This is a genomic window from Vulcanimicrobium alpinum (genome assembly GCF_027923555.1).
In the GTDB taxonomy this organism is placed as follows: Bacteria; Vulcanimicrobiota; Vulcanimicrobiia; order Vulcanimicrobiales; family Vulcanimicrobiaceae; genus Vulcanimicrobium; species Vulcanimicrobium alpinum.
The window spans coordinates 2957248-2983685 of sequence record NZ_AP025523.1; the positions used below are offsets into that span (position 1 = coordinate 2957248).

Sequence of the window (26438 nt, forward strand, 5' to 3'; positions counted from 1 at the left end):
ATCATGAACGGCGCGCAGGCCGTCGTCGCGACGCTGGAAGCCGAAGGTGTCGAGGTCATCTTCGGCTATCCCGGCGGCGCGATCATGCCGATGTACGATGCCCTCTTTCAGCATCCGGTTCGGCACGTGCTCTGCCGCCACGAAGCGGCGGCCGCGTTCGCGGCGGGCGGGTACGCACGCACCTCCGGACGCGTCGGCGTCTGCTGTGCGACCTCGGGCCCCGGTGCGACGAACCTCGTCACCGCGCTGCTCGACGCCTACATGGACAGCGTCCCGCTCGTCGCGATCACGGGACAGGTGCGTACCGAGCTGATGGGGACCGACGGCTTCCAGGAAGCCGACGTCTGCGCGATCACCCAGCCGATCACCAAGCAGAACTTCCTGGTCACCCGCGCGGAAGACATCATGCCGACGCTGCGCGAAGCGTTCGCGCTCGCGCGCAGCGGACGTCCCGGGCCGGTGCTGGTCGACATCCCCAACGACATGCTCAAGGCGCAGATCGGCGAGATCGCGGTCCCGCCGGCACCGGTGGTGCGCCGCGCCTCGCGCGCGCGCGCCTCCGACGAGGCGGTGCGCGAGGCGGTCGCGCGGATCCGCGCCGCGCGCCGTCCGGTCGCGATCATCGGCGGCGGCGTCCGCGCCGGCGCGGTGGAAGCCTACCGCACCTTCGTCTCGCTGCTCGGCCTCCCGCACGCTTCGACCATCATGGCGCTCGGCGCGGCCGCGCAGAGCGATCCGAACGCGCTCGGGATGCTCGGGATGCACGGGCTGAAGGCCGCCAACAAAGCGGTCCAGCGCGCCGATCTGCTGATCGCACTTGGGATGCGCTTCGACGATCGCGTGACCGGCAAGCCCGATCGTTTCGCGCGCAACGCGACGGTGATCCACGCCGACATCGACGCGACCGAGTTCAACAAGATCATCTCCGCCGACGTCTCGCTCCACGGCGACCTGCGCGACACGCTCGAGGCGCTGATCGCCGAACTCGTGCGCGGCCACGTTCCGCGTTTCGACGACTGGGCCAACGAAGCGCGGCTGCTGGGAGGACCGCTGCCGAGCGATCGCGTCGAGGCGCAGGTCCTCTCCGCGACCGACGTCCTCGACCGCTTCTTCGAGGCGTTGCCGCGCGAGGCGATCGTCACCACCGACGTCGGCCAGCATCAGATGTGGGCGGCGCAGCGCGCGCGGCCCGCGCACCCGCGCAACTACGCCACGTCGGCGGGGCTCGGCGCGATGGGCTTCGGCTTCCCGGCCGCGATCGGCGCGCAGTTCGCGAACCCGGAGGCGCCGGTGTTTGCGATCGTCGGCGACGGCGGGTTCCAGATGTGCCTGCCGGAGCTGGCGACGCTGCGGCGATACCGCGTCCCGGCCAAAGTGCTGCTGATCGACAACCAGAATCTCGGGATGGTGCGGCAGTGGCAGGAGCTCTTCTTCTCCGAGCGCTACTCCGCGACGAATCTTTCCGACAACCCGGACTTCGCCGCGATCGCGCGCGCGTACGGGATCGAAGCATTCTTCGTGAACGCGCCCGGCGACGCCGACGCGGTGATCGCGCGGTTCATCGCCCATCCCGGTCCGGCGCTGCTGCACGCGGCGTGTCATCCCACCGAGAACGTGTGGCCGATGATCCCGGCCGGGATGACGGTCGACGACCTGATGGAAGCGCGCGCGTGACCTGTGACCTCGAGCTGCGGGATTTCCGCAGCATCGCGCGGATCGTGAACCTCGCGCACCGCTTCAACTGCCGCTGCACGCGGGTCGACGCGACCGCGACCGACGACACGACGACGGCGATGTTCGCCTTCGACGGGCCGGCGCTCGCGCTGTCGCGCCTGCGCGCGCAGATCGACCGGCTCATGCTCTACGAAGAACGACTTACGCGGCCCCCAAGCTGACCGCCCCGCCCCCCCGTCACGCTGAGCCTACCGAAGCGCAGCCTCGGACGTGCACGAAGGGCGGCGGCGCTTCGACAAGCTCAGCGTGACACACGCACGCTCAGCGTGACTGACACCCTTCGGAGACCGCGATGCAGTACGACCGCTACCGACCCTTTCCGGCGATTCCGCTCCCCGACCGGCGCTGGCCGAACCGCACGATCGATCGCGCGCCGCTGTGGTGCAGCGTCGATCTGCGCGACGGCAATCAGGCGCTGGTGGAGCCGATGGGGCCGGACCGCAAGCGCGCGATGTTCGATCTGCTCGTGCGGATGGGATTCACCGAGATCGAGGTCGGCTTCCCGTCGGCGTCGCAGCCCGATTTCGATTTCGTCCGCGAGCTCGTCGAGCAGCATCGCATCCCCGACCACGTCACGATCCAGGTGCTCACGCAGGCGCGCGCCGATCTGATCGACCGCACCTTCGAAGCGATCGACGGCGCGCCGCGCGCGATCGTTCACGTCTACAACGCGACCTCGCCGCTTTTCCGGCGCGTCGTCTTCGACGTCGACCGTGACGGCTGCACGGCGATCGCAACCTCGGCCGTGTCGCACATCAAGCAGCGGGCCGCCGAGATCGCGCACCGCACCCGCGTGCGCCTGGAATATTCGCCCGAGACGTTCTCCGCCACCGAACTCGATTTCACCAAGACGATCTGCGAAGCCGTGATGGACGTGTGGGCTCCGACGCCGGACGCGCCGGTGATCCTAAACCTCCCTGCGACCGTCGAGGTCGCGTCGCCGAACGTCTACGCCGATCAGATCGAGTGGATCGGCCGCAACCTGCGCAACCGCGACTGCGCGATTCTGAGCCTGCATCCGCACAACGACCGCGGCACCGGCGTCGCCGCCGCGGAACTCGGCCTGATGGCCGGCGCCGACCGCATCGAGGGGACGCTGTTCGGCAACGGCGAGCGCACCGGCAACGTCGACATCGTGACGCTCGCGCTCAACATGGCGACGCAAGGCGTCGATCCGAAGCTCGACTTCTCGAACATCCCCGAGATCGTGCGCACCGTCGAGGAGTGCAACCGGCTCCCCGTGCACGTGCGGCATCCGTATGGCGGCGAACTGGTCTTCACGGCGTTCTCGGGGTCGCACCAGGACGCGATCAAGAAAGGTTTCGCCGCGCTCGCGCAGACCGACGGCTCGCGCTGGGAGGTGCCGTATCTCCCGATCGATCCGAAGGACATCGGACGCACGTACGACGCGGTCGTGCGGGTCAACAGCCAGTCGGGGAAGGGCGGCGTCGCCTACGTGCTGCATGCCGATTACGGGTTCGATCTTCCGCGCGGACTACAGGTCGAGTTCAGCCGCGTCATCCAAGCGCGCGCCGAGGAGTCGGGCGGCGAGATCACGCCGGCGCAGATTCGCGAGGCGTTCGACGAGACGTACGTCCAGCCGGGCGGCCTGCGGCTGGTGCACTACGTGACCACCAACGACGGCGTCGCGGGGACGCCGTGCACGATCGACGCGACGCTCACTGACGGCGTCCGCCCGATCACGATCTACGGTGACGGGACGGGCCCGATCGATGCGTTCGTCGACGGGCTGACGCGGACGTTCGGGATCGACGTGCACGTGCGCGACTACCACGAGCACGCGCTGCGCGCCGGCGAGGATGCGTCGGCGGTCTCCTACGTCGAGGTCGTCGTCGACGGGTCACCGGTGTGGGGCGTAGGGAACGATCCGAACATCGTCACCTCGTCGCTCGCGGCGATCGTCAGCGCCGTGGGGCGCATGGGGGTCGGCGCGGGGGAGGCTGCGCTTCGACAGGCTCAGCGTGACCGAGTGCGTGACGGGGCGCGGGACGGTGTGCGGGATGAGGTGGTTGCGTGATGGGGCGTTCGCTGTTCGATAAGGTGTGGGACGCGCACGTGATCGAGGAACTGCCGGGCGGGAATGCGCTGGTGTTCATCGATCTGGTGGTCGCGCACGAGATCACGACGCCGCCCGGTGCGATCGCGATCGAAAAAGAGTTCGACGACATCCTCTACGATCCGAAGCGGATCGTCGCAATGATCGATCACGTCGCGCCGGCGAAGGACTCGGCGACCGCGCTGCAGGCGCACACGGTCCGCACCTGGGCGAAGCGCCAAGGGATCCGGTTCCACGACATCGGCGACAACGGGATCTGTCACGTCATCGTCCCCGAACGCGGCTACGTGACGCCGGGGATGACGGTCTGCTGCGGCGACAGCCACACCTGCACGCTCGGCGCGTTCGGGGCGTTCGCGCTCGGGATCGGGACGACCGCGCAGGCCGGGGCGATGCTGGCGGGATGCCTGATCCTGCAGCGTCCGAAGGTGATGAAGGTCGAGGTGACCGGCGAACTGCAGGAAGGCGCGACCGCCAAGGATCTCGCGCTCACCGTGATCGCGACGATCGGCTTCCGCGGCGGCACCGGCTACGTGCTCGAATACACCGGCTCGGCGATCCGCGCGCTCACGATGGAACAGCGGATGACGCTGTGCAATATGGCGATCGAAGCGGGCGCGACGACCGGGATCATCGCGCCGGACGCGACGACGGAAGCGTATCTTGCCGCGACGCCCGAAGCGCCGAACCACTGGGTCGCGCAACGCGCCGACGACGACGCCGAGTACGCCGCGACGGTCACGATCGACGCGAGCGCGATCCGGCCCGTCGTCTCGTGGGGGACGAACCCCGGCGAGTGCTCGCCGATCGACGGCGCGATCCCGTTCGACGCGCCCGCCGAGTCGCTCGAATACATGGCGCTCGCGCCGGGACAGGCGATGCGCAGCATCGCGATCGATCAGGCGTTCATCGGTTCGTGCACCAACTCGCGGATCGGCGATCTCCGCGCCGCCGCGGCGGTGCTGCGCGGTCAGCGCGTGAGCGTACCGACGATCATCACCCCCGGTTCGCAGGCGGTGCGCCGCCAGGCCGAAGGGGAAGGGCTGCACGACATCTTTCAGGATGCCGGCGCGCTCTGGACGCACTCGTCGTGCGGGCCGTGTCTGGGGATGTCGATGGGCGTGCTGGCGCCGGGAACGCGCTGCGTCTCGTCGTCGAACCGCAACTTCCCCGGCCGCATGGGCGACGGCGGACGCGTCCATCTCGCCGCGCCGGCGGTCGTCGCCGCGTCGGCGATCCTCGGCCGGATCGCGTCGCCGTCGGAGATCGAGCAGCGCGAAGCGGTGATCGCATGATCGTTGAAGGCAGCGTGCTGGCGATCCCGCGCGCGAACATCGACACCGATCAGATCATCCCGGCGCGCTATCTCACGCGCATCGACGCCGCCGGGATGGGCGTGCATCTCTTCGAGGGGATGCCCGACGGAGAACGGCTCCTGGCGCAGCATCCCGGCGCGTCGATCGTGGTGACGGGAGAGAATTTCGGCTGCGGCTCGTCGCGCGAGCATGCCGCCTGGGCGCTGCTCGATCGCGGCTTCAAAGCGGTGATCGCGCCGAGCTTCGCGCGCATCTTCCACGAGAACGCCTACACCAACGCGCTCGTCCCCGTGATCGTCCCGCAGACGATCGTCGACGGGCTGATGAGCGCGCGGCACATCGCGATCGACGTCGACGGCGAGACGCTGCGCGCCGACGGCGGCGAACCGATCCCGTTCGGCCTCGACGCGCTGCGTAAGCACTTCATCCTCGGCGGCGGTTTCCTCAACTACCTCAACGCCAAGATCCCGGCCGTGCGCGCGTGGGAAGCGGCGCGTTGACCCACCGCATCGCGGTGCTCCCCGGCGACGGCATCGGTCCCGAAGTGACGGCGGCCGCGGTGCAGGTCCTGGGCGCCGCGCTCCCCGAATGCACGTTCCGCGAAGCGGCGGTCGGCGCCGCGGCGATCGCGTCGCACGGCACGCCGCTCCCGCAGGAGACGATCGCGCTGGGCCGCGAGAGCGACGCGATCCTCTTCGGCGCCGTCGGCGGTCCGGGCTTCGACGACGTCACGCCCGAGAAGCGGCCCGAAGCCGCGATCCTCGGCCTGCGCAAGGCATTCGGGCTGTACGCGAACCTGCGGCCGGCGTTCGCCTTTGCGGGCTTGGAGTCGCGCTCGCCGCTGCGCGCGGAGCTCGTGCGGGGACTCGACCTGGTGATCGTGCGCGAGTTGACCGGCGGGCTGTACTTCGGTCCCAAGTCGCTCGAACGCGAGGACGGGGTGCTCACCGCACGCGACACGCTGGTGTACCGCGATTTCGAGATCGAGCGGATCGCGCGCGTCGCGTTCGATCTGGCGCGGGCGCGGCGAAAACACGTCACCTCGGTCGACAAGTCCAACGTTCTGGTGTCTTCGCAGTTGTGGCGGCGGATCGTCGGCGACGTTGCGCGCGAGTATCCGGACGTGACGCTCGCGCACATGCTCGTCGACAACGCGGCGATGCAGTTGGTGCGCGATCCGCGCGCGTTCGACGTGATCGTCACCGAGAACCTGTTCGGCGACATCCTCTCCGACGAGGCCGCGATGGTGACCGGGACGATCGGCACCGCGGCGAGCGCGAGCCTCGGCGGGCCGCCGAGCGCGCGCGGCTTCGGCCTCTACGAGCCGATCAGCGGAACCGCGCCGGATATCGTCGGCCGCGGCATCGCGAACCCGGCCGCCGCGATCCTCTCTGCGGCGATGCTCGCACGGTTCTCGCTCGGCGAGACCGAGGCGGCGGAGCGCATCGAACGCGCCGTCGCCGCGACGCTCGCCGAAGGCCCGCGCACCGCCGATCTCAGCGACGCCGCCCCCGCGACGTCGACCGAGTTCACCGCCGCCGTCATCGCCCGCTGCCGCGCAGAGTCCGTCGGAGCACGCCCCTCACGCTGAGCCCTTCGACGAGCTCAGGGTGACGCGGGAGCGGCTGCGGTTTCGAGCGCGCGGACGATCGCGGCGCATTCGGCGTGCAGGTCCGGGTGTTCCGGATCGGCGCCGAGCGGGAGATACTTCCAGCATCGCTGACACTTCTCGCCCTGCGCCGGCAACGTCACGACCTTCGCGGTGCCGTCGGCGGACCGGCCGATCCCGCGCAGCGCCGAGACGACGAGCGCTTCGCGGAGGCTGTCGCCGAGCGCGGCGAAGCGTTCGTGGAGATCCGGCGCGACGTCGACGCGCGCGTCGAGCTGAAAGTCGCGCACCCCTTCGTTCGCAGCGACCTGCGCGCGCAGCTCCTTGAGCAGCGCCCACGTCGCGAGCGCGTCGGCATCGGCCGCGACCGGCTGCGGCAACGCGAGATCGAAGACCGACTCGGCGTCGCCGCGCAGCGCCGGATCGAGGTGCTGCCATGCTTCCTCGGCGGTGAACGAGAGCACCGGCGCGAGCAGGACGCACATCGTGCGGAAGATGGCGAGCAGCGCCGACTGCGCGCTCGCGCGCCGCTCCGGCGCACCGGAGTAGAGCCGGTCTTTGAGCGCGTCGACGTAGAACCGAGAAAGATCGTCGACGTCGAATTTCTGAATCGCGACGTAGGCGTCGTGCAAGCGGAACGCGCGATAATGCTCGCCGACCTCGGTTGCGAACGCATCGAGCGCGGCGAGGGCGAGCCGGTCGAGCGGTTCCATCGCCGCGCGCGGGACGATCGCGTCCGGCGTCAAGCCTTCCACCGAGCCGAGGAACCAGCGCAGGCGGTTGCGCAGGTTGCGGTAGACGTTCGAGACGTTGTCGAGGAGGTGCGCGCCCAGCCGGATGTCGCCGGTGAACTCGGCCGACGCGACCCACAGGCGCAGCACGTCCGCGCCGTATTTCGCGATCGCCTCGTCGGCGGCGATGTAGTTTCCCGCCGATTTGTGCATCGCGTGGCCGTGCTGATCGACCACCCAGCCGTGCGCGATCACGCGCTCGTACGGCGCGCGGTCCTCGACCGCGACCGAGGTGACGAGGTTCGAACGGAACCAGCCGCGGTATTGATCGCCGCCTTCGAGATACGCGTCGGCGGGATACTTCATCCCGCGCTCGACGAGCACGGCACGCCAGGTGACGCCCGACTCGAACCAGATGTCGACGATGTTGCGCTCTTTCTGCAGGTCGGTGCCGCCGCAGCGCGGGCACGCCAGCCCCGCGGGCGCGAACGCGCGCCAGTCTTCCGTCCACCACAAATCCGAGGCGTTGCCTTCGTCGAACGAGCGGGCGCGCATCGCCGCCGCGAACGCGCGCGCGAGCTCCGGCGAGAGGAACGACTCGCTGCACGAACCGCACGCGAGCGCGGGGATCGGCGTCCCCCACGCGCGCTGGCGCGAGACGCACCACTCGGGATGGTTCTCGACCATCTGCGACATCCGCGTCGCGCCCCAGGCGGGGAAGAACTCGACGGTGCGGACCGCGCCGGCGGCGCGCTCGCGCAAGCCGTGCCGGTCCATCCCAATGAACCACTGCGACGTCGCGCGGTAGACGACCGGATTCTTGCAGCGCCAGCAGTGCGGATACGAATGTTCGTACGACTCGTTCGCGATCAGTGCGCCCGAGGCGCGCAGGTCTTCGACGATGCGTGCGTTCGCGTCGAAGATAAACGCGCCGGCGTAGGGGCCGGCTTCGGCGGTGAAGCGGCCGCCGCCGTCGACGGGGTTGATCACCGGGAGTCCGTACTCCACGCCGGAGTCGAAGTCGACTTCGCCGTGGCCGGGCGCCGTGTGCACGGCGCCGGTTCCGGTTTCGAGTTCGACGTAGTCGGCGAGGATCACCAGCGAGTCGCGGTCGAGGAACGGGTGGCGCACGGCCAGCCGGTCGAGCGTCGCGCCGACGGCTTCGCCGCGCAACGTTGCTTGCGGTGATGGTGACGGCTGCGCTTCGACAAGCTCAGCGTGACGGGGGAACCGGGCCAGGACGTCGGCAGCGAGGGCGGCGGCGACGATGACGTCTTCGTTGCCGATGCGGTAGACGCCGTACGTCGCGGTGGGGCTGAGCGCGACGGCGACGTTGGCGGGGAGCGTCCACGGGGTCGTGGTCCAGATCGCGATCGAGAGCGGCGTGCCGTCGTCGGTGAGTCCGAACTTCTCGAGCAGGGCGGCGCGCTGGGCGGCGCTCGCGGGGAAGCGCACGTAGACCGACGGCGAGGTGTGGTCTTTGTACTCGATCTCGGCTTCGGCGAGCGCGGTCTCGTCGTAGACGCACCAGAGCGTCGAGCGCAGCCCTTTATAGAGATAGTCGCGTTCGGCCAGATCGGCGAGCGTCTCGACGATCGTCGCCTCGAACTCCGGCGCGATCGTCATGTACGGATCGTCGAAGCGGCCGAACGACGCACCCATCCGCAACATCTGCGAGCGCTGGCGGTCCAGCCAGTACAAGGCCCGCTCGCGGCAGGCGCGCCGCAGTTCGATCGGATCGGCGGTCCGGAAATCGAGCTTGAGGTGCTTGAGCGTCTCCTTTTCGATCGGCAGGCCGTGCATGTCCCAGCCGGGGACGAAATCGGCGTAGCGGCCGTCGAGCAGATGGATCTTCACCAGCGCGTCCTTGAGGAAGCGGTTGAGGAAGGTCCCCATGTGCATGTCGCCGTTGGCGTACGGCGGCCCGTCGTGCAGGATGAACGGCGCGCCGCCGTCGCGGCCGTTTCGCTCGAGCCGCGTCAGATACGTGCGGCGGTCGGCCCACCATGCGACGCGTGCGGGTTCCCGCTTGGGAAGCTCCGCGCGCATCGGAAAGTCGGTCTTCGGGAGGTTCAGGCTCCAGCGGTAGTCGCGGTCGGCGTCGGGCATGCGACCACGACTCTTCTACGCGGCGGCGCCGACCTCCACGTCGCGTGCGCGGATGCGCCGCATCGTCCGCTCGCTCGACCATCCCTGATGGAGCAGAAACGTCCCGAGCAGCAGATACCACAGGTAGAATGCGTCCTGCGTGGCAGCCGCGGTCAGGACGGCCGCGACGATGAACGCGAGCGCGAAGCCCATCCCGACGCGTGCGGCGATCGTCGTCGCCGCGAGCGGGTCGCGGAAGCGGTGCCACAGCAGCCCGCGCAGGACGCGCCCGCCGTCCATCGGGTATGCCGGGATCGCGTTGAAGACCGCCAGCACGGCGTTGGCGATCGCGACGTAGCTCGCGAGGCGCACGGCGTCGCCGTGCCCGAGCCCCGGGAAGGCGTGACCGATCGCGAACGCTGCGCCGAAGAAAGCGCAGGCGAGCAGACCGCTGAGCGCCGGTCCGGCGATCGCGATCGCCGCGTCGGCTTGCGGCGTCGGCGGCTCGTTCTCGAGCGTCGCGACGCCTCCGAAGAGAAACAGCGTGATCTCGCTGGTCTTCACGCCGTAGCGGCGGGCGACGAGCGCGTGCGCGAACTCATGGGCGACGACGCTGGCGAAGAGTGCGAGCGCGGTGAGGGCGCCGAACGCGAGCGCCGCGGGGCGGGGCTCTGCTCCCAGTTCGTTCGCGAGCGCGACCGCGAGCAGCACGTAGACGAACAGCCACGACGCGTGCACGCCGACGCGAATGTCGAAAACGCGGCCGAGTGTTAACGTAAGGCGACTCAACGTGTGGCGCGCGTTCGCGCGTCAGCGTTCCGACCCTGCTGCCGAATGTGTCGGCCGTGTCACGAGTTCGTTCAAGACGTCAAAGTTGCGCTCGGCAAGCCGCTCGATCTCCGGGCGAACGCTGCGCAGATGCGCGGCGAGCTGCGCGCGGCGCTCCCACGCGTCGTCGAGGCGGCGCGCGAGTTCGGTGGGCGGCGGTGCCGGCTGGCCGGGCGTGAAGAGCGGTCCCGCCGGATAACGCAGGTCGGCGCAGAGCGCTTCGACTTTGGGATCGTACGGCAGCGCCAGAAACGGAACGCCCAGCCGCGCGGCGATGATGAGCGCGTGCAGGCGCATCCCGATCACCAGCGACGCGCGCCCGATCACCTGCGCCGCTTGCGGGAGGGTGTAGTCGGGCAGCAGCACCGGCGTCGAGGCGCAGCGCCGGATGATCGTCGTCGACACTTCGGCGTCGGGCGGACCGCCGAGCGGGAGAAACGCGACCCGCGCGCCGTGCCGCGCGGCGAGCCGGTCGACGACCGAGGCCATCGCCGCGGTCGTCGCGTCGCCGCCGGCCCACTTGCGCACCGAGACGACGACCAGCGGCGCGTCGTCGTCGGCCAATCCCTCGGCCTTGAGGTCGAGCGGCTCCGTCGACGGTTCGAACAGGAACACCGGATCGGCGGTCCGTTCGACCTGCACGCCGGGAAGGAGCGACTGCAGCAGCGCACGCGAGCGCTCGTCGCGGACCGTCGCCGCGGCGATCCCGCGGCAGAAATTCCGCACCACCGCGCGCCCCCAGAAGTCCAGAGGGCCGACGGACTGCGCGAAGACCATCGTCGGCTTGCCGGCCCGGATCGCGGTGCGGATCACGTTGGTGTAATACAGCAGGCTGCGCAGGCTGGTGACGTTCTGGAGCAGTCCGCCGCCGCCGGAGAGGATCACGTCGGCGCGTTCGATCGCGCCGCGAACGCGGCCGATCTCCATCCGCGGCGTCGCTTCGACGCCGTAGGTCCGAGCCGTCGCCGGCGGATCGCCGCTCAGCACGTCGACCGCGCAGCCGGGCCAGCGGCGGCGCAGGCGCTCGACGATGACCTCCAGCAGCGCCTCGTCGCCGAGATTGCCGAAGCCGTAGTAGCCGCTGAGCAGGAAGCGCGGTCCGGCCGCCACGTCACGGCTTCCGCAAGCGGCGGTACGCCGCGACGGCGATCGCGCCGATCACGACGCCGATCACGGCGCCGTTGACGAGCCGCAGCACCGAGATGCTGAGATGCGTGTGCAGGTGCGAGAACGTGTCGACGATGTCGCCGAGCCCCACGCCGATCGCGAGCGCGAAGAGCCAGCCCCAGCGCACGCGGTCCGCCGGCACGAGCGACGGGAGCAGCATCAGCGCCGGGAACCCGAGCACGAACTCCTTGAAGCGCGGCCGCACTTGGAGCAGCGTCGTCAGGTGCGCGCGCAGCGCCAGCTCGAACGTCGACGGCGCGATATCGCTTTGGTTGCCGCTCCGCACGAGGACGAGATATCCCGCGCCGACCAGCACGACGCCGGCGACGAGCTGCAGCACCGTCACGGGCGTCTCGCCGAGCCGTTCGACCGTGACGCGCGCGTTCCAGCGCGATGTGAACAGATAGAGCAGCAGCGCGACGATCGGCGAGCCGACCAGCACCAGCCGCACGCCGGTGAAGCGATCGATTTCGAGCATCGTCAGCGGCGTCGACATCAGCCCGACGACGACGAGCGCGCCGGCGAGCGTCACGACGGTCGCGATCGCCAGCACTTGGATCCCATCGACGATCGCCGCGCCGAGCGATGCGGGGCGCGGCGCGCGAAATGCGTACGCGATCGCCGCAAAACCCGCGATCGGAAACGCGATCGCGGCCAGCAGCGCGAGCGCTTTACGCGCCGCCATGTCGTGATGGACGGCGTAGCCGCCCAGCACGAGCGCGAGATCGACGGCGACGAACGCGGCAATCCAGCGCGAGCCGCGCACGCCGAAGAGGTCGAGCAGGATCAGCAGGATCGCCGGGACCGCGAGCGATGCGAACGCGATCTCCCACCAGCGCGTCACGAACGTCTCGAACGGCGATGCCGCACCGACGGTCAGCCCGGCTTTGCGGATCCCGTCGCGGATCTCTTTGACGAGTTCGACGTTGGTCGCTTCGATCGAACGTCCCGCCCACTGGTGTCCGAACGGGCGCAGGTACACGACGCGCACGTTGCGCTCGCGCACGCCCAGATCGTAGCGCTGGACGATCTCTTCGGGGCGCAGTTTGTCCTGTTCGGGCTTCGCGATCGCCTGCACGCGCACGGTGCCGGCGGGGAGCGCCGTTGCGAGCGATTGGTTTCCGGCCTGGTCCTGTTTGGGATCGTAGGTCTCGATCGTCCCGAAGTTGAGCTTCTCGGCGCGCATCAGGCGCGCGGTGTCGTCGATCGCGTCGGGATAGCCCAGCACCTGATTGCGCAAGCCGAAGAACACCACGGTGTGCGCGTCGTGCTTGTACGCCGCGTCGTGCAGGAGCGCCCCGATCTGCGGGGCTTGGAAGCGTTCGTCGTTCTGCAGCCGCGGGACGAGCTTGAGCCCGAGCTGGTGCGCGAGCGCGACGCGGTCGCCGGGAAGGCCGAGGCCGACCGTCGTGAAGTAGTCGGCCTGCGTGCGGATCGCGAACACGGTCGGCGTTCCGCGGCGCAGCACGCGCACCGCGCGCGGCGAAAACTTCAGCGCGAGCTGCTGCGTGTAGCGCGCCGCCGTCGGCGCATCGTACGCGACCAGATACACCTCATCGCTGCGGATGCCGTTGGCCGCAAGCTTCGCGAAGACCGGATCGGAGAAGCGGGACAGCTTCGCCTGCGCGAGCAGCGTCGTCCCCGGATACACCGCCGCCGTCGACGACGTGCTGACCGCGCCGCCGAGTTCTTCCTGGACCGCGAGCGACGTCAACCCCGCGCGCCGCAGCGCGACGAGCAGCGCGCGCTGGTCGTACGCGTAGGAGCGCGCGAGCGATTGAAAGTCCTGATCGTCCATCACGATCTCGACGCGGTTGGCGCGATGCTCGTGCCGCTCGCGGCGCACCGCAACGAACAGCGACCCGAGCAGCCCGACGGCGAGCAGCACGAAAAGGAGACGGCGATAGGTCACGGCGCGGCGTGTTCTGCAAGAAAGCGCCGTAACCGCTCGCTCACCGCGGCCGGCCGATCGAGTTGCAGATAGTGGCCGCCGGGGATGCGATCTTCGATGAAACGCGGCCCCAGCCGTTCGTGCAGGCGCGTTGCGAGCGCGGAGAAGCGGCCGTTGAGGACGAGCGTCGGCGCGATGATGCGATCGGCGAGGCCGTCGAGCGTGAACCCCTCGACGCCGCCGATCCCCTCGAGGACCATCCGCGGATACTCGAGCGGCACTTGCGCGCGCTGCACCGGCCACCAGCGCTCCGCTTCGGCGCGATCCGCGAAGGAGCGAAAAAAGATCGAGCGCGAGATCCACGTTGCGACCGGACCGCCGCGCTCGAGCGAGCCGACCAGCGGCGCTGCGAGCGCGCGCGCGAGCGGGCGCAACGGCGGCGGCACGTGCGCTTCGTTCGCTTCCGCGTAGACCGGATCGATCAGCGCGAGCGCGCCGACCGCGGACGGTTGACGGCCGGCCAGTGCGAGCGCGAGGAGGCCGCCCATCGAGTGGCCCGTGAGCGCGACCGGGGCTGGCGACGCAACGCGGACCGCGTCGAACGCTTCCTGCGCGTCGACCGCGTAGTCGGCGAGTCCGGCATCGTCAACGCGCGCCGCGTCACCGTGTCCGCGCGCTTCCCAGACGTAGACGCGCCGATCCGAAGCGAACTCCGCGACCTGCGGCGCCCACGACCAGGCCCCCCCGCCCACGCCGTGCAGGAACAGAATCGGCGGCGCCGCGGCAGGCCCGTGCACGTGGAGGACGGCGCCTCCGGGCAACCGCAGCAGCTCGCTCATCGGCGCGAAGCGTTCGCGGAAAAACAACAAGACCCGCCGAAGGCGGGTCTTGTTGCCGTCGCGTAGCAGGTTGCCCTACTACCGGGTGTGGGCGACGATGTGTAGCGCCGTTGAAGGCCCAGCCCACCCCTGGACGATGAGAGGATGATTGGAAAAACGACCCCAAAGTCCTCGTCGCGAAAAAAGGCGTTCGTTAAGGTTCCTTAATGTTGATGCGTCGGGCGTCAGGTGCGCCAGCGCGGCTCCCGCTTGTCGACGAAGGCACCCATCCCTTCCTGCGCGTCCTCGGCGAGTGCGTTCATCGACATGATCTCCTTCGCGTACGCGTAGGCCTTGGGCTGATCGAGATCGATCTGCGCGTAGAACGCGCTCTTCCCGAGGCCGACGACGAACCCGGCCGCCGACGCGATCTTCTCCGCGAGCGCGCGGGTCGCGCCGGCGAGGTCGGCTGCCGGAACGGCGCGGTTCACGAGCCCCCAGTCGACCGCGGTCTTCGCGTCGATCGGCTCGCCGGTGAGCAGCATCTCCATCGCGCGCTTCCGTCCGATCGCGCGCGTGAGCGCGACCATCGGTGTCGTGCAGAACAATCCGATCTTCACGCCCGGCGTGGCGAACACCGCATCCGTCGAGGCGATCGCGAGATCGCAGGTCGCGACGAGCTGACAGCCGGCTGCGGTGGCGACGCCGGCGACCTCGGCGATCACCGGCTGCGGCATCGCCTGCAGCGTCTGCATGAGCCGCACGCAGACGTCGAACGTCAGCCGGTACTCGTCGACGCTGCGCGAGAGCATCTCGCGCAGATCGTGACCGGCGCTGAACGCCGGGCCGAGCGCGCGCAGGATCACGGCTTTGATCGAACGGTCGGCGCCGATCTCCTCGCACGCCGCGATCAGCTCGCGCATCACCTCGAGCGAGAGCGCGTTGCGTTTCTCGGGACGGTCGAGGGTGATCGTCGCGATCCCCGCACCGGCGTCGATGAGCAGAAAGCGATACGCCGAGCCTGCGATCATCGCATGCGCTCCTTTACGGCGTCGGCGACGGAGCGGGCATTGCGCCCGACTTCGCGCTGCCGTGGTGTTTCTTGTGATGCGGCTTCGGCGACGCCATCGCATCGGCCGCCGTCGCCGTCGTTCCCGCCGCGGCGCCGGATGTCGTGTCGCCCGGCATCGCACCGCCGGTCATCGCGCCGTGGTGCTTCTTGTGATGCGGCTTCGGCGACGCCATCGCATCGGCCGACGTCCCCGTCGCCGCGCCGCCCGACATTGCGCCGCCGTTCATCGCGCCGCCCGACATCGCGCCGCCGGACATCGCGCCGCCCGACATTGCGCCGCCGTTCATCGCGCCGCCCGACATCGCGCCGCCCGACATCGCGCCGCCGGACTTCCTCATGAAACCGCCGCTCTTCGCGGCGCGCGCGCCCATCGCGACGGCGGCCGACGTGCACGCGTAGCCGCCATGTTTGGTCTTGCCGTAATATTCGCTGCCCTGCGGCCAATAGATCTTCGACGACGTGTTGATCCACACGTTCGGATCAGAGGCCGGACAGTTCACCGGCGTCGCGGAGAGCTTCTCGGCGGTCCGTGTTTGCGCGATTGCGGCCTGCGAGAGGGCGACGGCGAGAGCCAGGGCGAGGAGCGCAGCACGTCTCTTCATGGCGCGGTGATTCGGCCGTCGCGGCCGATGCCCTGGACTCCGGCCGCGACCGGTTATCGCATTGCCGCCGGGCGTCCGGCGCCGAGGGTCAGCGGCCGCGCGGCCAGGGGAAGCCGACGGTGAGCGCGCCCTGCAGCGCGGTGGGTCCGCCGGGGATCGGGCGCGACTGCTGGATCAGCACGCGCGCGTGCGCGGTCACGTGCGCCTCCGCGAACCACAGCAGCGAGCGCGTCGCCGCCGGTGCGGCGAAGCCGTCTTCGCGGACGCCGACGAAGGCGTGATTGCCCAGCCGCCAACGCAGCCGCGCGAAACCGCCGGTCGAATCGATCCGTCCGCCTTGTCCGTCGCCGTCGTCGTCGCGGCCCCACCATTGCTCGGCGAGGAGTTCGAGGCGGCCGCGGCGCGCATCGAGCGAGAGCCCCATGCGCCGGTATGCATCCGTGAATCGCGCGCGCCCGAGCGGGACGATCGCAGCGTTCCCCGCGATCGCGTCGGCGCCGACGCGCACGTTCTCGGCGATCGGCACGCGCGCGTAGAGGCCGTACTCGGGCGTCGCGAACGTTTGCGTGGTTCCGGTGGGAACGGGTTTGCCGCCGTAGGCGGAACCCGCGCTGTTGCCGTACGCCGCGGTCGCGGCGAGATCGACGTTTCCGACGCGATGCTCGGCTTCGAGCCCCCAACGTGGCGTCGCGAGCGTGAGCTCATTGAGCCCCACGCGGGAACCTTCGTAGCCGTAGGTCGTCAGCGTGTCGTTGCGCTGGGCCGGCGAGTGCACCAGCGGCATCTCGAACAGTCCCGCGCGATACAGCGTCTTCGAGCGGTCGTCGTGATAGGCGAGGTAGCCGAGAAACAGCGATGACGGGCCGCCCTGACTGCCGAGGCTTTCGTGCACGAACGCCTCGACGCGGCCGACTTCGACCGCTCCGAGGAGCGCGCCGGCGGGGACGGTGCGCGTGGTCGAACCGGACGGCGGCGTCTCGGTGTAGCCGACCTGTTCGCGCAGCGCGACGACGGTCGTTCCGTGCTTGGGCAGCCCGTAGATGCGGTATCCGCGATTGCGGAACTCGTTGCCGAACGCGTTGAGTTCGGGCAGCACGGAGTGGCACGCGCCGCACTGCAGATTGTAGCGCTGCGCGAAGAGCGGCACCGCCTGCGCGGGGCGCGCGCTCACCGCACCGACGAACGCGATGCCCGCTCCGCACGCCGCGAGCAGCGCGCGCTCAGCGGACAACGATCGCCGCGCGCATCGGCGCGCCGTAGTGGAAAAAGCATCCGTACAGGTACGTGCCGGCCTTGTCGGCGAGGAGCGTCTGCGATGCCGCGCCCGCCGCGAGGTTGCCGGAGCTCCAGCCGCTGGAGAGCGTCGCGCCGGAGGTCGTGAGCGCCGAACCGCCCAGCGGGGAACCGGCGGGGAACGTCGCGCCGCCGAACGCGGTCGCGGTGTGCGCGAACGAATCGACGTTCAGAAAGCGCACCGTCGTCCCGACCGCGACGGTCGTGACGGCCGGCGTATACCCGCCGCTGGTGCCGTACGCCGTCGCGACGACCGACAACCCGGTGAGCGACACGGGGATCGTCACCGCGTTGCCGGGCGCCGCAACGGGGTTCTCAGCACCCGCCGGCGGAGCGCCGGGCGTGCACGCGACGAGCGCGGAGAGCAGAACAAACGCGGAAACTCGCACGCGCCGATGCTCTACCGCCGGAGTGAGGACGTGATGAACGCGGCGCCATACCGCGTTCAGACTGTTCTCACACCTCGAACGGCGGCAGCCGCGCGACGAAGCGGTTGCGGCCTTCCAGGGTCAGGTCGCCGCCGTGCGCGCGCGCGATCGTGCGGCAGATCGCGAGCCCGAGCCCCGTCCCCGCCTTCTCGTCGCTCCCACGCACGAAGCGGCCGAAGATCCGCGCGCGCACCGCGTCGGGTACGCCCGGCCCATCGTCCTCCACGCTCAGGAGGACGGCGTGCGAAGCGGCGGCGACTTCGACGCGCACGGTCCCCGCGGCGTGGCGCGACGCGTTTTCGATGAGGTTGTCGGCGAGGCGCCGTAGGCGGCGTTCGTCGCCGACGACCCAAGCGCCGTCGGACGCCGCGACGTCGTACCGCACGCCGTCGCGCGCCAACTCGGCGACCGCCGTGCGCGCGACGCTCGCGAGATCGACCGGTTCGGAGAGTCGCGCCGCGACGGTCTCTTCGCGCACGAGCGTCAGCAGGTCGCCGACGGTCTGCGCCGCGTCGACCGCGATCCGCGCAATCCGCTCGAGGGCGTCGGGCGGCGGACTCTGTGTGAGGCCCGCGATGCGCGCCAGCGGCGTGCGCAGTTCGTGCGCCGCTTCGGCGGCGAAGCGCGCCTCGCGTTCGCGGGCTTCGACGAGCGGACGCACCGCGAAGAGCGCGAGGACGTACGACGCCGCGCCAACGACGAGCAGCAGCGGCAGGTCGAGCAGGGCGAGGCCGATGCCGATCCGGCGCAGCGCGGCGTCGTACACCGCACGTCCCTCCGGAGTTCCCAGCAGCGGCTCGAGCAGATCGTGCTGGACGCGCGCGAGATACGCGAACTCGGCTGCGTCGAGCGCGATCAGCACGACGACGAAGACCGCGAGAAACGACGCCGCGAGGCGCGCGACTACGCGTGCAATGAGTACCCGACTCCCCACACCGTTGTGATGCGGTCGCGTGCGCCGGCCGCCGCGAGCTTGCGGCGCACCGCGCTGACGTACACGTCGACGACGTTGCTCGATCCGTCGAAGTCATCGCCCCAAACGCGCTCGAGGATCTGCGCGCGGCTGAGCGCGAGCCCGGCGTTGGCGGCGAGATACTCGAGCAGCCGGAACTCCGTCGCACCCAGCGGGACGTCGCGCCCGGCGATGCGCACGGTGCGCGCGCCGAGATCGACGACGAGATCACCGACCTCGATCGTCGGCCGCAGGGCGAGCGGCGCGCGACGCAAGAGCGCGCGCACGCGCGCGGCGAGCTCCGCCTCGACGAACGGTTTCACCAGGTAATCGTCGGCGCCGGCGTCGAGACCGCGCACGCGATCTTCGACCGCGTCGCGCGCGGTAAGGATCAGCACCGGCGTGGCGACTCCTTCGGCACGCGCGTCGCGGCACAGCGCGAAGCCGTCGCGTCCGGGCAGGACGACGTCGACGACCGCGGCGTCGTACGTGCCGCGCAGCAGCAGCTCGTAACCCGCCTCGCCGTCGCACGCGACGTCGACGGCGTATTTTCGCCGTTCGAGCATCATCCGCAGCGCGTCCGCAATCTCGCGCTGGTCTTCGACCACCAGGATGCGCACCGTTATGTCGTTCGCCACGCTCCATCGGAGCACCGTTGTGTGAAGAGTTTCTGAACCCGCGCGCGCCGTGCTTTCACCGGCGTCTCAACCGCTCGCTCTACGGTGGCGGCGTTCACCGCACTTCGGAGGGATGGTTATGGTTCATCGTAGGTTCGCCGCGATTGCGGCGTTGAGCATCGCCGCGGGCCTCGCCGCTTGCGGCGGCGGAGGCAGCACCGGCGGCGGGGGTTCCGTCGCGCCGCCGCCGACCGGCACCACACCGACGCCCGTGCCGACGCCGACGTTGTCGACGCAGCAAGTCGTGACGATGGCGCTGCCGTCGACCGCGATCGGTGTCGTCACCGATCCCACCTACGGCAGCCTCGGCGGATACACGCAATCCGTCTACTCGCAGTCGCTGGGTTTCGCACCCGGCAGCCAGATCATGATCCGCAACGGCCAAGCCGGCGTGCCGCATACCCTCAACGTGGTCTCCACGACGAGTTTTCCGGCGTCGCCGGCGCTCTCCACGACCGCCGCCGGCGGCACGACGATCGGCGCCGACTTCGCGTCGGGTACCGTTGCCGGCTCGACGACGGTCGGTCCGTTCACGCTCAGCCCGGGCACCTACTACCTCGGCTGCGCGTTCCACTACGCCTCCTCCGCAATGCGCACGGTTCTCAACGTGTCGGCCGGCGCGACGCCGGGACCGCAGGCCACGCCCGCGCCGTCGGCGACCCAGCCGCCGTGCATCTACTGCTACTGACGGGAGCGCTCGCGCTCGCCGCATCGCTCGCGGTCCCGGCCTCGGCCGGTACCGCGCGCGACGCGCGCGACGTTCCGGTCGTCGATCAGGCCGGCACGACCTTCACCCTGCGCGACCTCCGCCGCCCCACCGCCGTCGTGTTCATCGATTTGGATTGCGACGACGCGTGCACGATCGCCGAAGGCGTGTTCGCCAAACTCGCCGTCGCGCTCGACAAAGAGCACGTCGACGCGCGGCTGGTCACGCTGACCCTGGACCCCGAGGCCGATCCGCCGATCGCGATGGCGGCGATGGCGCGCAGATTCGGAGCCGACGCGACGCGCTGGCACTGGGCCAGCGGCGCGCCCGCGAACGTGAAGGCGCTGATGAGCGCGTTTCACGTCGTGCGCGTCAACCGTACGGAACACAGCACGTTCTGCTATCTGCTCGACGCGCACGGCCTGCCGTCGCGCGTGATCCCGCTCTCAACGGCCGCCGACGGGGAACTGCTCGCCGGACTGCGCGCGCTGGCGCACCGCCGCACCTAGATCCGGTCGCGCAGATCGATCGCCAGCGCGCGGAGTGCCGGGTCCGCGGCGTCGCGCGCGCAGCGATCGAACGCGACGCGCGCGTCGTCGCGCCGTCCGTCACGCAGCAGCACGGTCCCGAGCGCAAAGCGCGCCCGCGCGTACCCCGGTGCGAGCGCGAGCGCCCGTTCGAGTTCGGAGCGCGCGGCGTCGTCGTTCCCGTCGCGCAGGGCGATCAGCGCCAGGTCGTAGTGCGCCACCGCGTACGACGGATCGGCGTCGAGCAGGGCGCGGAAGTCGGCGCGGGCCGCCGCCAAATCGCCGGTACGCAGCGCGGTGATCGCGCGCGCGTAACGAGCCAGGACTCCGTCGGGCGTGAGCGCGACGAAACGGTCCGCCGCCGCGCGGGCGGCGGCGAGGTCGCCGCGGCGCAGATCTACCGCGACGAGGGTCGCGGCGGCGGCTGCGAAATGCGGATCGCGATGAAGCGCGTCGTCGAGGAGGGTCGCTGCGGCGTCGTTGCGCCCGAGGTGCGCATCGGCGAGCGCGAGATCGTAGCGCGCCGTCGAGCCGCGCGGTTCGGGCGGATCGAGCGCGATGATGCGCGCGAACTCCGGGACGGCCGCCGCCCAATCGCCGCGCGTCTCGGCCGCGACGCCGCGTTCGAAGCGTTCGTGAATCTCTCGCGCCCGCGTTTGCGCCGCCAGCGCGCCGGGGTCGAGCGTGCGCGGCGGGGCGCCGCCCCTCGGATAGGTTTGCGCCGCGACGGCGCCCGCCGTCGCGACGAAGGCGAGCAGCGACGCGACGAGCGCGCGAGCGGCCATCTCAGTCCTGCGGCAACGCTGCGCCGGCCGCGGTGCGCGCCCGCGCGGCGTGTTCCGGTACGCAGTCCCAGCCCGTCCGGCCGCTCTCGGTGATCGGTCCAAGGAGCCCCGGCGCCGAACTCCACGGCAGCGCGGCAGGGTCGCCCGCGAGCAGTTCCGCGCCCGCGGCGGCGCCGGCGCTCGCGACGATGGCGAGCGCCGCAACGATCGCCAGACGCCGGAGGAGCTTCATCCCTGCCATCATACGCCTGGGACGTGAAGGGTTCCTGAGTGCCGTCCTCACGTGCTGCCTGGCCGCCGCGGCGCTTCCCGCCCGAGCCGACGAGCTCGTGGTCGGCATCCTCCGGGATCAGGACGGCGCCGTCGTGACGGGGGCACGGGTGACCGCGCTCGACGCGGCGGGGCGGGCGCTCGCCGCCGACCACTCGGCGGCGGACGGCACCTTCGCACTCGCCGCGCCGCAGCGGCCGGCGATGCTGACCGTCTCCGCCGACGATGCGGACCCGCTCCGCGTCGCTGTCCCGCTCGACGGCGCCGTCACCGCGATCGTCCGCCGCCATCGGGCCGCCGACGCCGTCCCGAGCGCGGCCGACGTCGCGGCGCTACCGGCGGGATCGCTGGCCGAGATCGGGACGTCGATCCCGTACTGGATCGCGGTTCGCGGCGCGCTCGGCGATCGTTGGCTGGCGCGCGGCCGCGGCGTGACGACGATCGAGTCGCTGCCGTTCTACCGTCGCGGAGACGGGACCGACGCGTCGACGCTGCTGCCCTCGCACGCGATCGGTGCGGTGACGACGGTCGATCCGCTGCGCGCTCCGTCGTACGGCGACCGCGCCGGCGGCGGCGCGATCGACGCGCGGCTGTTCGACCGCGTCGACGCGCTGCGTGCGACGAATCGCGATGCGGTCCTCGCGGCGGGGAACGCCGCGCGTGCGCTGATCGCGCAGTCGTGGGACCCCGACGGAGAACGGCGCTTCGCCGCCGGCGAGGCGACGGGGCGCGTCGGCCCGATCGCTGCGACGTTGGTCGCGCTGGCCGGCGATCTGCCGCATGCGGCGTACGCCGGAGCCGGCACCGTGCTGCGCGGCGCAACGCGCACCTTCGACGTCACCGGTGCGCTGGCGCTAACGCGGGACGCGGCAACGGACGGAATCGTCGACGGCGGCAGCGTCGCGTCGGCGGTCTTCGACGTCGCGGCGCGCGGCCCGAACGCGCTGTCGACGCGCCTGCGGTGGCGCAGCGAGAGCGGGATCGCCGGCACCGCTGCGAGCACGCACCGCGACGCGGCGATCGTCGTCGGCGCTTCGCGCGGGAGCGACGGCGGCCTGCGCGTGAACGCCGATCTTGCGCTCGCATACGGCAGCGATCGCACTGAAGACGGGCCGACGCGCACGGCTCTGGCGCTGCTGCCCTCGCTCGAACTCGAGGCGCTGCTCGGCGGCGGCTGGACCGCGCGGGCGGGCGCCGGCGCGTCGACCCTCGGGACGCCCGGCGTCGCGCTCGCGCGCGCGTCGCTGGCGCAAGCCGGCTTCCAGTACTCCGACCGTCGCCGCCTGCGGTTCGAAGCGCTTGCGTACGCGGAGAGCACCGATGCGCCGTCGGCGCTGACGCGCGGGTTCGCCGCTGGCGCCGGATGGGAGATCGCGCCGCGGTTGTCGCTGCGCGCCTGGACGCTCAACGATGCCGACCGCGAACAGCGTCTCGTGCAGGCCGTCGAGGACGGTCCGTACGGCGCCGTCCTGGTGCGCCGGCCGTTTCGGCGCGGTCTCGCGTGGCTGACGTGGGATGCACCGGTGCGCATCGACCTGCTCGTCCGCGCGGGCGCGCTCGAAGGCGATGCGCGCATCCCGCTGGGCGCGCATGCCGCGCTCGTCGTCGGTTCGGCACGGCGCGTCGAGGGCGCGCAGCGGCAGCTGTCGATCGGGCTGACGGCGCGCTGACGCGGGTGACGGAACGACGGGTGCAGGATGCGCGCGGCGCCGCGCGGACGTATGCATGCGAATGCCGTTGCGAGATTTGACCGGCTACGGTGCGACGCCGCCCCATCCTCGCTGGCCCGGCGGCGCGCGCGTCGCGGTGCAGATCGTGATGAACTACGAAGAAGGCTCCGAGTACACGATCGGGGACGGCGACGGGATCTCGGAAACGTACCTCACCGAAGTCCCCGGCGCGACGCTCGGTCCCGGTGCGCGTGACCTGATCGTCGAATCGATCTACGAGTACGGCAGCCGTGCCGGGTTCTGGCGGCTGATGCGGATGTTCGGAGAGCGCGGCATCCGGATCACCGTCTTCGGCGCCGCGCTCGCCCTCGAGCGCAATCCCGCGGCGGCGGCGGCGATCCGCGCGGCGGGCTATGAGGTGTGCTCGCACGGCTGGCGCTGGATCAGCTTTGCCGGGATGGACGTCGACGAAGAACGGGCGCAGATGCGGCGCGCGATCGCGTCGCTCACGCAGACGATCGGCGAACGTCCCTACGGCTGGTACTGCCGCTACGCGCCGAGCGACAACACGCGCCGGCTCGTGGTCGAGGAGGGCGGCTTTCTCTACGATTCGGATGCGTACAACGACGATCTGCCCTACTGGACGCGCGTCGAGGGCAAGCCGCACCTGGTGATTCCGTACACGCTCGACAACAACGACATGAAATTCTCGGTCGCACCGGGTTTCACGTCGGGCCAAGGCTTCTTCGCGTATCTGAAGGATGCGTTCGACGTGCTCTACCGGGAGGGTGCGACGCAGCCGAAGATGATGTCGGTCGGACTGCACACGCGACTGGCCGGCCGGCCCGGCCGCGCCGCCGCGCTGGAGCGGTTTCTCGATTACGTGCTCGGCTTCGACGGCGTGTGGATCGCGCGCCGCGTCGACATCGCGCGGCATTGGATCGCGACCTTCCCGGCGCCGGCATGAACCAACTCGCGTTCGCACTGCCGAAGGCGGAGCTACACCTCCACATCGAGGGGACGTTCGAGCCGGGCTTGATCTTCACGCTTGCCGAGCGCAACGGCGTGCAGCTGCCGTATCCGAATGTCGACGCGCTGCGCCGCGCATATGCATTCACCGATCTGCGGTCGTTTCTCGACGTCTACTATGCGGCGATGGCGGTGCTGCGCACCGAACGCGATTTCACGGAGCTCGCCGACGCGTATCTGTCGCGCGCCCGAGAGCAGGGCGTGGTGCACGTCGAGATGTTCTTCGATCCGCAGGCGCACACGGCGCGCGGAATCCCGTTCGCGACGGTGATCGACGGGCTGTGGGAAGCGGTGCGGACCAGCGAGGCGCGGTTCGGGATCAGCGCGTCGCTGATCATGTGCTTTCTGCGCGACCAGAGTGAGGAGTCGGCGTTCGCGACGCTCGACGAGGCGCTTCCGTACGGCGACCGCATCGTCGCCGTCGGCCTCGACTCCGCCGAAGTCGGCCACCCGCCGTCGAAGTTCCGCCGCGTGTTCGAACGGGCGCTGGCGGAAGGCTGGAAGACCGTCGCGCACGCGGGCGAAGAAGGGCCGCCTGCGTACGTGTGGGAGGCGCTCGATCTTTTGCGCGTCTCGCGCGTCGATCACGGCGTCCGTTCGCTCGAGGATCCGCGGCTCGTGGCGCGGCTGCGTGACGAACGCATCCCGCTCACCGTCTGCCCGCTCTCGAACGTGAAGCTGCGGGTAGTCGACACGCTCGCCGATCACCCGCTGCGGCGGATGCTGGACGAAGACCTCGTCGTCACGGTCAATTCCGACGATCCCGCGTATTTCGGCGGGTACATCGGGACCAACTACGCCCAGGTCGCGCAGGCGCTGCACCTCGACGATGCTGCGCTGCTGACGTTGGCGCGCAACAGCTTCGAAGCGTCATTCATCGACGTGCGCACGCGAGACGCGTACCTGGCGCGCGTCGACGCCGCCGTGCCGGCGCACCGGTGCAGGTAACGCAGGCCCTCGCCGAGCTCGCGACGCTCGGCGCGACCAGCGGCGGGATCGACCGCGGGCTGTTCACGCCGGCCGAGCATGCGGCGCGCACGCGGTTCGCCGCGTGGGCGCGCGCCCTCGGTGCCGACGTCACGCAGGACCGCTGCGGGAACGTCTTCGCACGCATCGCTGGCAGCGAGCCGGGGCTCGCGCCGATCCAATGCGGCTCGCATCTCGACACGGTGAAGGACGGCGGCGCGTACGACGGCGCCTACGGCGTCGCCGGCGGCCTGGCCGCGCTTTCGATGATCTTGACGCGCGGCGCACGCACGCGGCACCCGCTCGAGGTCGTCGCGTGGGCCGGCGAAGAGGGGAGCCGCTTTCCGGTGGGGACGCTCGGCAGCGCCGTCTACGCCGGGCTGATCCACTACGCGGAGATCGCCGAACTGCAAAGCGCCGACGGCGAGCCCTTCGCGGATGCGTTCGCCGGACCGTCGGGCGCGCTCGCCGGCGTCCCCGTGCGCGAGACGAACGTGCCGCCCGCGGCGTACGTCGAACTGCACATCGAACAAGGCCCCGTCCTCGAGCGCGGGGGCGCGCGGCTGGGGATCGTCTCGGCGATCGCCGGGCAGCGGCGCTATGCAATCACCGTGAGCGGCACGGCGGGTCACGCCGGAACGGTTCCGATGCGCGATCGCGCCGATGCGCTCGCGGCCGCCGCCGAGGTGGTACTCGAACTCGAACGAAGTGCGCGCGCGATCGGCGACTGCGTCGCGACGATCGGCACGATCGCCGTCGAACCGAACCAGGCCAACGTGATCCCCGGCGTCGCGCGCATGCGCGCCGACGTCCGTTCCGGCGATGACGCGACGATCGAACGCATCGCCGCCGCCCTGTACGATGCGTGCACGCGGATCGGCGAACGGCGCGGTGTCGGCATCGCCGTCGACGAAACCGAACGCCGCGCCGCGGTCGCGATGGATGCCGCCGTTATCGAGACGGTACGCGATGTGTGCCGTGCGCTCGATCCTGACGCGTTCGTCCTCACCAGCGGCGCCGGACACGACGCGATGTGCGTCGCGCGGGTCGCGCCCGCCGGGATGATCTTCGTGCCGAGCGCCGGCGGCCGCAGCCACGTCGGCGAGGAGCATACGGCTCCCGCCGACCTCGAACTCGGCGTCGAGGCGCTGGCGAACGCGCTGGTCGCACTCGACGCTGCGTTCGCGAAGAACTGACGCGCC

The 26438-nt window shown here is 70.6% G+C and carries 25 protein-coding genes; 12 read left to right on the plus strand and 13 right to left on the minus strand.

The window, feature by feature from the left end; all coding sequences use genetic code 11:
* Nucleotides 1-3: 3 nt before the first annotated feature.
* The 6 genes from ilvB (at nt 4) to leuB (ending at nt 6718) form a co-directional block, all read left to right on the plus strand.
* Nucleotides 4-1674, plus strand: coding sequence for a biosynthetic-type acetolactate synthase large subunit (gene ilvB / locus WPS_RS15140; RefSeq protein WP_317995303.1), 1671 nt, complete (start codon nt 4-6; stop codon nt 1672-1674).
* The gene (locus tag WPS_RS15145; RefSeq protein WP_317995304.1) at nt 1671-1895 is read left to right on the plus strand and encodes a hypothetical protein; all 225 of its coding nucleotides are present in this window, start codon (nt 1671-1673) and stop codon (nt 1893-1895) included. The genes ilvB and WPS_RS15145 overlap by 4 nt, the downstream gene beginning before the upstream one ends.
* A 131-nt stretch (nt 1896-2026) precedes the next feature.
* Entirely contained in the window at nt 2027-3772 is a 1746-nt protein-coding gene (gene leuA / locus WPS_RS15150; RefSeq protein WP_317995305.1) for a 2-isopropylmalate synthase, read from the plus strand.
* Nucleotides 3772-5106: a 3-isopropylmalate dehydratase large subunit gene (locus WPS_RS15155; RefSeq protein ID WP_317995306.1), complete on the plus strand. Its 1335-nt coding sequence runs from the start codon at nt 3772-3774 to the stop codon at nt 5104-5106. Before leuA ends, WPS_RS15155 begins: the two co-directional genes overlap by 1 nt.
* A complete protein-coding gene (leuD, locus tag WPS_RS15160; protein ID WP_317995307.1) occupies nt 5103-5627 on the plus strand; it encodes a 3-isopropylmalate dehydratase small subunit in 525 nt (174 codons plus the stop codon). Before WPS_RS15155 ends, leuD begins: the two co-directional genes overlap by 4 nt.
* On the plus strand, nt 5624-6718 hold the full coding sequence (leuB, locus tag WPS_RS15165; protein ID WP_317995308.1) for a 3-isopropylmalate dehydrogenase: 1095 nt from the start codon (nt 5624-5626) through the stop codon (nt 6716-6718). Before leuD ends, leuB begins: the two co-directional genes overlap by 4 nt.
* 14 nt (nt 6719-6732) lie before the next feature.
* On the opposite strand, the gene ileS is transcribed toward leuB, so the two are convergent.
* The 11 genes from ileS to WPS_RS15220 form a co-directional block, all read right to left on the minus strand.
* Complete coding sequence (gene ileS / locus WPS_RS15170) at nt 6733-9576, minus strand: isoleucine--tRNA ligase (RefSeq protein WP_317995309.1); 2844 nt, start codon at nt 9574-9576, stop codon at nt 6733-6735.
* Nucleotides 9577-9591: 15 nt separating this feature from the next.
* Entirely contained in the window at nt 9592-10344 is a 753-nt protein-coding gene (locus tag WPS_RS15175; RefSeq protein ID WP_317995310.1) for a site-2 protease family protein, read from the minus strand.
* A gap of 21 nt (nt 10345-10365) precedes the next feature.
* Entirely contained in the window at nt 10366-11493 is a 1128-nt protein-coding gene (gene csaB, locus WPS_RS15180; RefSeq protein WP_317995311.1) for a polysaccharide pyruvyl transferase CsaB, read from the minus strand.
* 1 nt (nt 11494) lies between these two features.
* Entirely contained in the window at nt 11495-13462 is a 1968-nt protein-coding gene (locus tag WPS_RS15185; protein WP_317995312.1) for a DUF5693 family protein, read from the minus strand.
* On the minus strand, nt 13459-14280 hold the full coding sequence (locus WPS_RS15190) for an alpha/beta fold hydrolase (protein ID WP_317995313.1): 822 nt from the start codon (nt 14278-14280) through the stop codon (nt 13459-13461). Before WPS_RS15190 ends, WPS_RS15185 begins: the two co-directional genes overlap by 4 nt.
* A gap of 224 nt (nt 14281-14504) precedes the next feature.
* Nucleotides 14505-15290, minus strand: coding sequence for an enoyl-CoA hydratase (locus WPS_RS15195; protein ID WP_317995314.1), 786 nt, complete (start codon nt 15288-15290; stop codon nt 14505-14507).
* A 13-nt stretch (nt 15291-15303) separates the two neighbouring features.
* Nucleotides 15304-15933: a hypothetical protein gene (locus WPS_RS15200; protein WP_317995315.1), complete on the minus strand. Its 630-nt coding sequence runs from the start codon at nt 15931-15933 to the stop codon at nt 15304-15306.
* Nucleotides 15934-16021: 88 nt separating this feature from the next.
* Entirely contained in the window at nt 16022-17164 is a 1143-nt protein-coding gene (locus WPS_RS15205) for a hypothetical protein (protein WP_317995316.1), read from the minus strand.
* On the minus strand, nt 17154-17615 hold the full coding sequence (locus tag WPS_RS15210) for a cupredoxin domain-containing protein (RefSeq protein ID WP_317995317.1): 462 nt from the start codon (nt 17613-17615) through the stop codon (nt 17154-17156). The genes WPS_RS15205 and WPS_RS15210 overlap by 11 nt, the downstream gene beginning before the upstream one ends.
* A 67-nt stretch (nt 17616-17682) precedes the next feature.
* On the minus strand, nt 17683-18588 hold the full coding sequence (locus WPS_RS15215; protein WP_317995318.1) for a sensor histidine kinase: 906 nt from the start codon (nt 18586-18588) through the stop codon (nt 17683-17685).
* On the minus strand, nt 18558-19226 hold the full coding sequence (locus WPS_RS15220) for a response regulator transcription factor (RefSeq protein ID WP_317995319.1): 669 nt from the start codon (nt 19224-19226) through the stop codon (nt 18558-18560). The genes WPS_RS15215 and WPS_RS15220 overlap by 31 nt, the downstream gene beginning before the upstream one ends.
* Nucleotides 19227-19395: 169 nt before the next feature.
* Between WPS_RS15220 and WPS_RS15225 the strand changes: the two genes are divergently transcribed.
* Nucleotides 19396-19971 carry a hypothetical protein gene (locus WPS_RS15225; RefSeq protein ID WP_317995320.1) on the plus strand — a complete coding sequence of 192 codons (576 nt, stop codon included), beginning with the start codon at nt 19396-19398 and terminating at the stop codon, nt 19969-19971.
* Entirely contained in the window at nt 19953-20498 is a 546-nt protein-coding gene (locus WPS_RS15230) for an SCO family protein (RefSeq protein ID WP_317995321.1), read from the plus strand. Before WPS_RS15225 ends, WPS_RS15230 begins: the two co-directional genes overlap by 19 nt.
* On the opposite strand, the gene WPS_RS15235 is transcribed toward WPS_RS15230, so the two are convergent.
* The gene (locus tag WPS_RS15235) at nt 20495-21301 is read right to left on the minus strand and encodes a tetratricopeptide repeat protein (protein WP_317995322.1); all 807 of its coding nucleotides are present in this window, start codon (nt 21299-21301) and stop codon (nt 20495-20497) included. The genes WPS_RS15230 and WPS_RS15235 overlap by 4 nt on opposite strands.
* Before the next feature lies 1 nt (nt 21302).
* Nucleotides 21303-21533, minus strand: a complete 231-nt coding sequence (locus WPS_RS15240; RefSeq protein ID WP_317995323.1) for a hypothetical protein — start codon at nt 21531-21533, stop codon at nt 21303-21305.
* 97 nt (nt 21534-21630) lie between these two features.
* Between WPS_RS15240 and WPS_RS15245 the strand changes: the two genes are divergently transcribed.
* The 4 genes from WPS_RS15245 to WPS_RS15260 all read left to right on the plus strand — a co-directional run bounded on the left by WPS_RS15245 (nt 21631) and on the right by WPS_RS15260 (nt 26432).
* Complete coding sequence (locus WPS_RS15245; protein WP_317995324.1) at nt 21631-23241, plus strand: hypothetical protein; 1611 nt, start codon at nt 21631-21633, stop codon at nt 23239-23241.
* A gap of 61 nt (nt 23242-23302) precedes the next feature.
* On the plus strand, nt 23303-24208 hold the full coding sequence (puuE, locus tag WPS_RS15250) for an allantoinase PuuE (protein ID WP_317995325.1): 906 nt from the start codon (nt 23303-23305) through the stop codon (nt 24206-24208).
* On the plus strand, nt 24205-25218 hold the full coding sequence (locus tag WPS_RS15255; protein ID WP_317995326.1) for an adenosine deaminase: 1014 nt from the start codon (nt 24205-24207) through the stop codon (nt 25216-25218). Before puuE ends, WPS_RS15255 begins: the two co-directional genes overlap by 4 nt.
* Nucleotides 25209-26432, plus strand: a complete 1224-nt coding sequence (locus WPS_RS15260; protein WP_317995327.1) for a M20 family metallo-hydrolase — start codon at nt 25209-25211, stop codon at nt 26430-26432. The genes WPS_RS15255 and WPS_RS15260 overlap by 10 nt, the downstream gene beginning before the upstream one ends.
* The last annotated feature ends 6 nt before the right edge of the window (nt 26433-26438 follow it).

Excerpts from the sequence above, each read along its gene's own strand:
- leuA (WP_317995305.1), top strand. The coding sequence starts at position 2,027 with ATGCAGTACGACCGCTACCGACCCTTTCCGGCGATTCCGCTCCCCGAC.
- WPS_RS15255 (WP_317995326.1), top strand. The coding sequence starts at position 24,205 with ATGAACCAACTCGCGTTCGCACTGCCGAAGGCGGAGCTACACCTCCAC.
- puuE (WP_317995325.1), top strand. The coding sequence starts at position 23,303 with ATGCCGTTGCGAGATTTGACCGGCTACGGTGCGACGCCGCCCCATCCT.
- ileS (WP_317995309.1), bottom strand. The coding sequence starts at position 9,576 with ATGCCCGACGCCGACCGCGACTACCGCTGGAGCCTGAACCTCCCGAAG.
- WPS_RS15195 (WP_317995314.1), bottom strand. The coding sequence starts at position 15,290 with ATGATCGCAGGCTCGGCGTATCGCTTTCTGCTCATCGACGCCGGTGCG.
- ilvB (WP_317995303.1), top strand. The coding sequence starts at position 4 with ATGAACGGCGCGCAGGCCGTCGTCGCGACGCTGGAAGCCGAAGGTGTC.
- WPS_RS15240 (WP_317995323.1), bottom strand. The coding sequence starts at position 21,533 with ATGAAGCTCCTCCGGCGTCTGGCGATCGTTGCGGCGCTCGCCATCGTC.
- WPS_RS15155 (WP_317995306.1), top strand. The coding sequence starts at position 3,772 with ATGGGGCGTTCGCTGTTCGATAAGGTGTGGGACGCGCACGTGATCGAG.
- WPS_RS15235 (WP_317995322.1), bottom strand. The coding sequence starts at position 21,301 with ATGGCCGCTCGCGCGCTCGTCGCGTCGCTGCTCGCCTTCGTCGCGACG.
- WPS_RS15200 (WP_317995315.1), bottom strand. The coding sequence starts at position 15,933 with ATGAAGAGACGTGCTGCGCTCCTCGCCCTGGCTCTCGCCGTCGCCCTC.
- WPS_RS15190 (WP_317995313.1), bottom strand. The coding sequence starts at position 14,280 with ATGAGCGAGCTGCTGCGGTTGCCCGGAGGCGCCGTCCTCCACGTGCAC.
- leuD (WP_317995307.1), top strand. The coding sequence starts at position 5,103 with ATGATCGTTGAAGGCAGCGTGCTGGCGATCCCGCGCGCGAACATCGAC.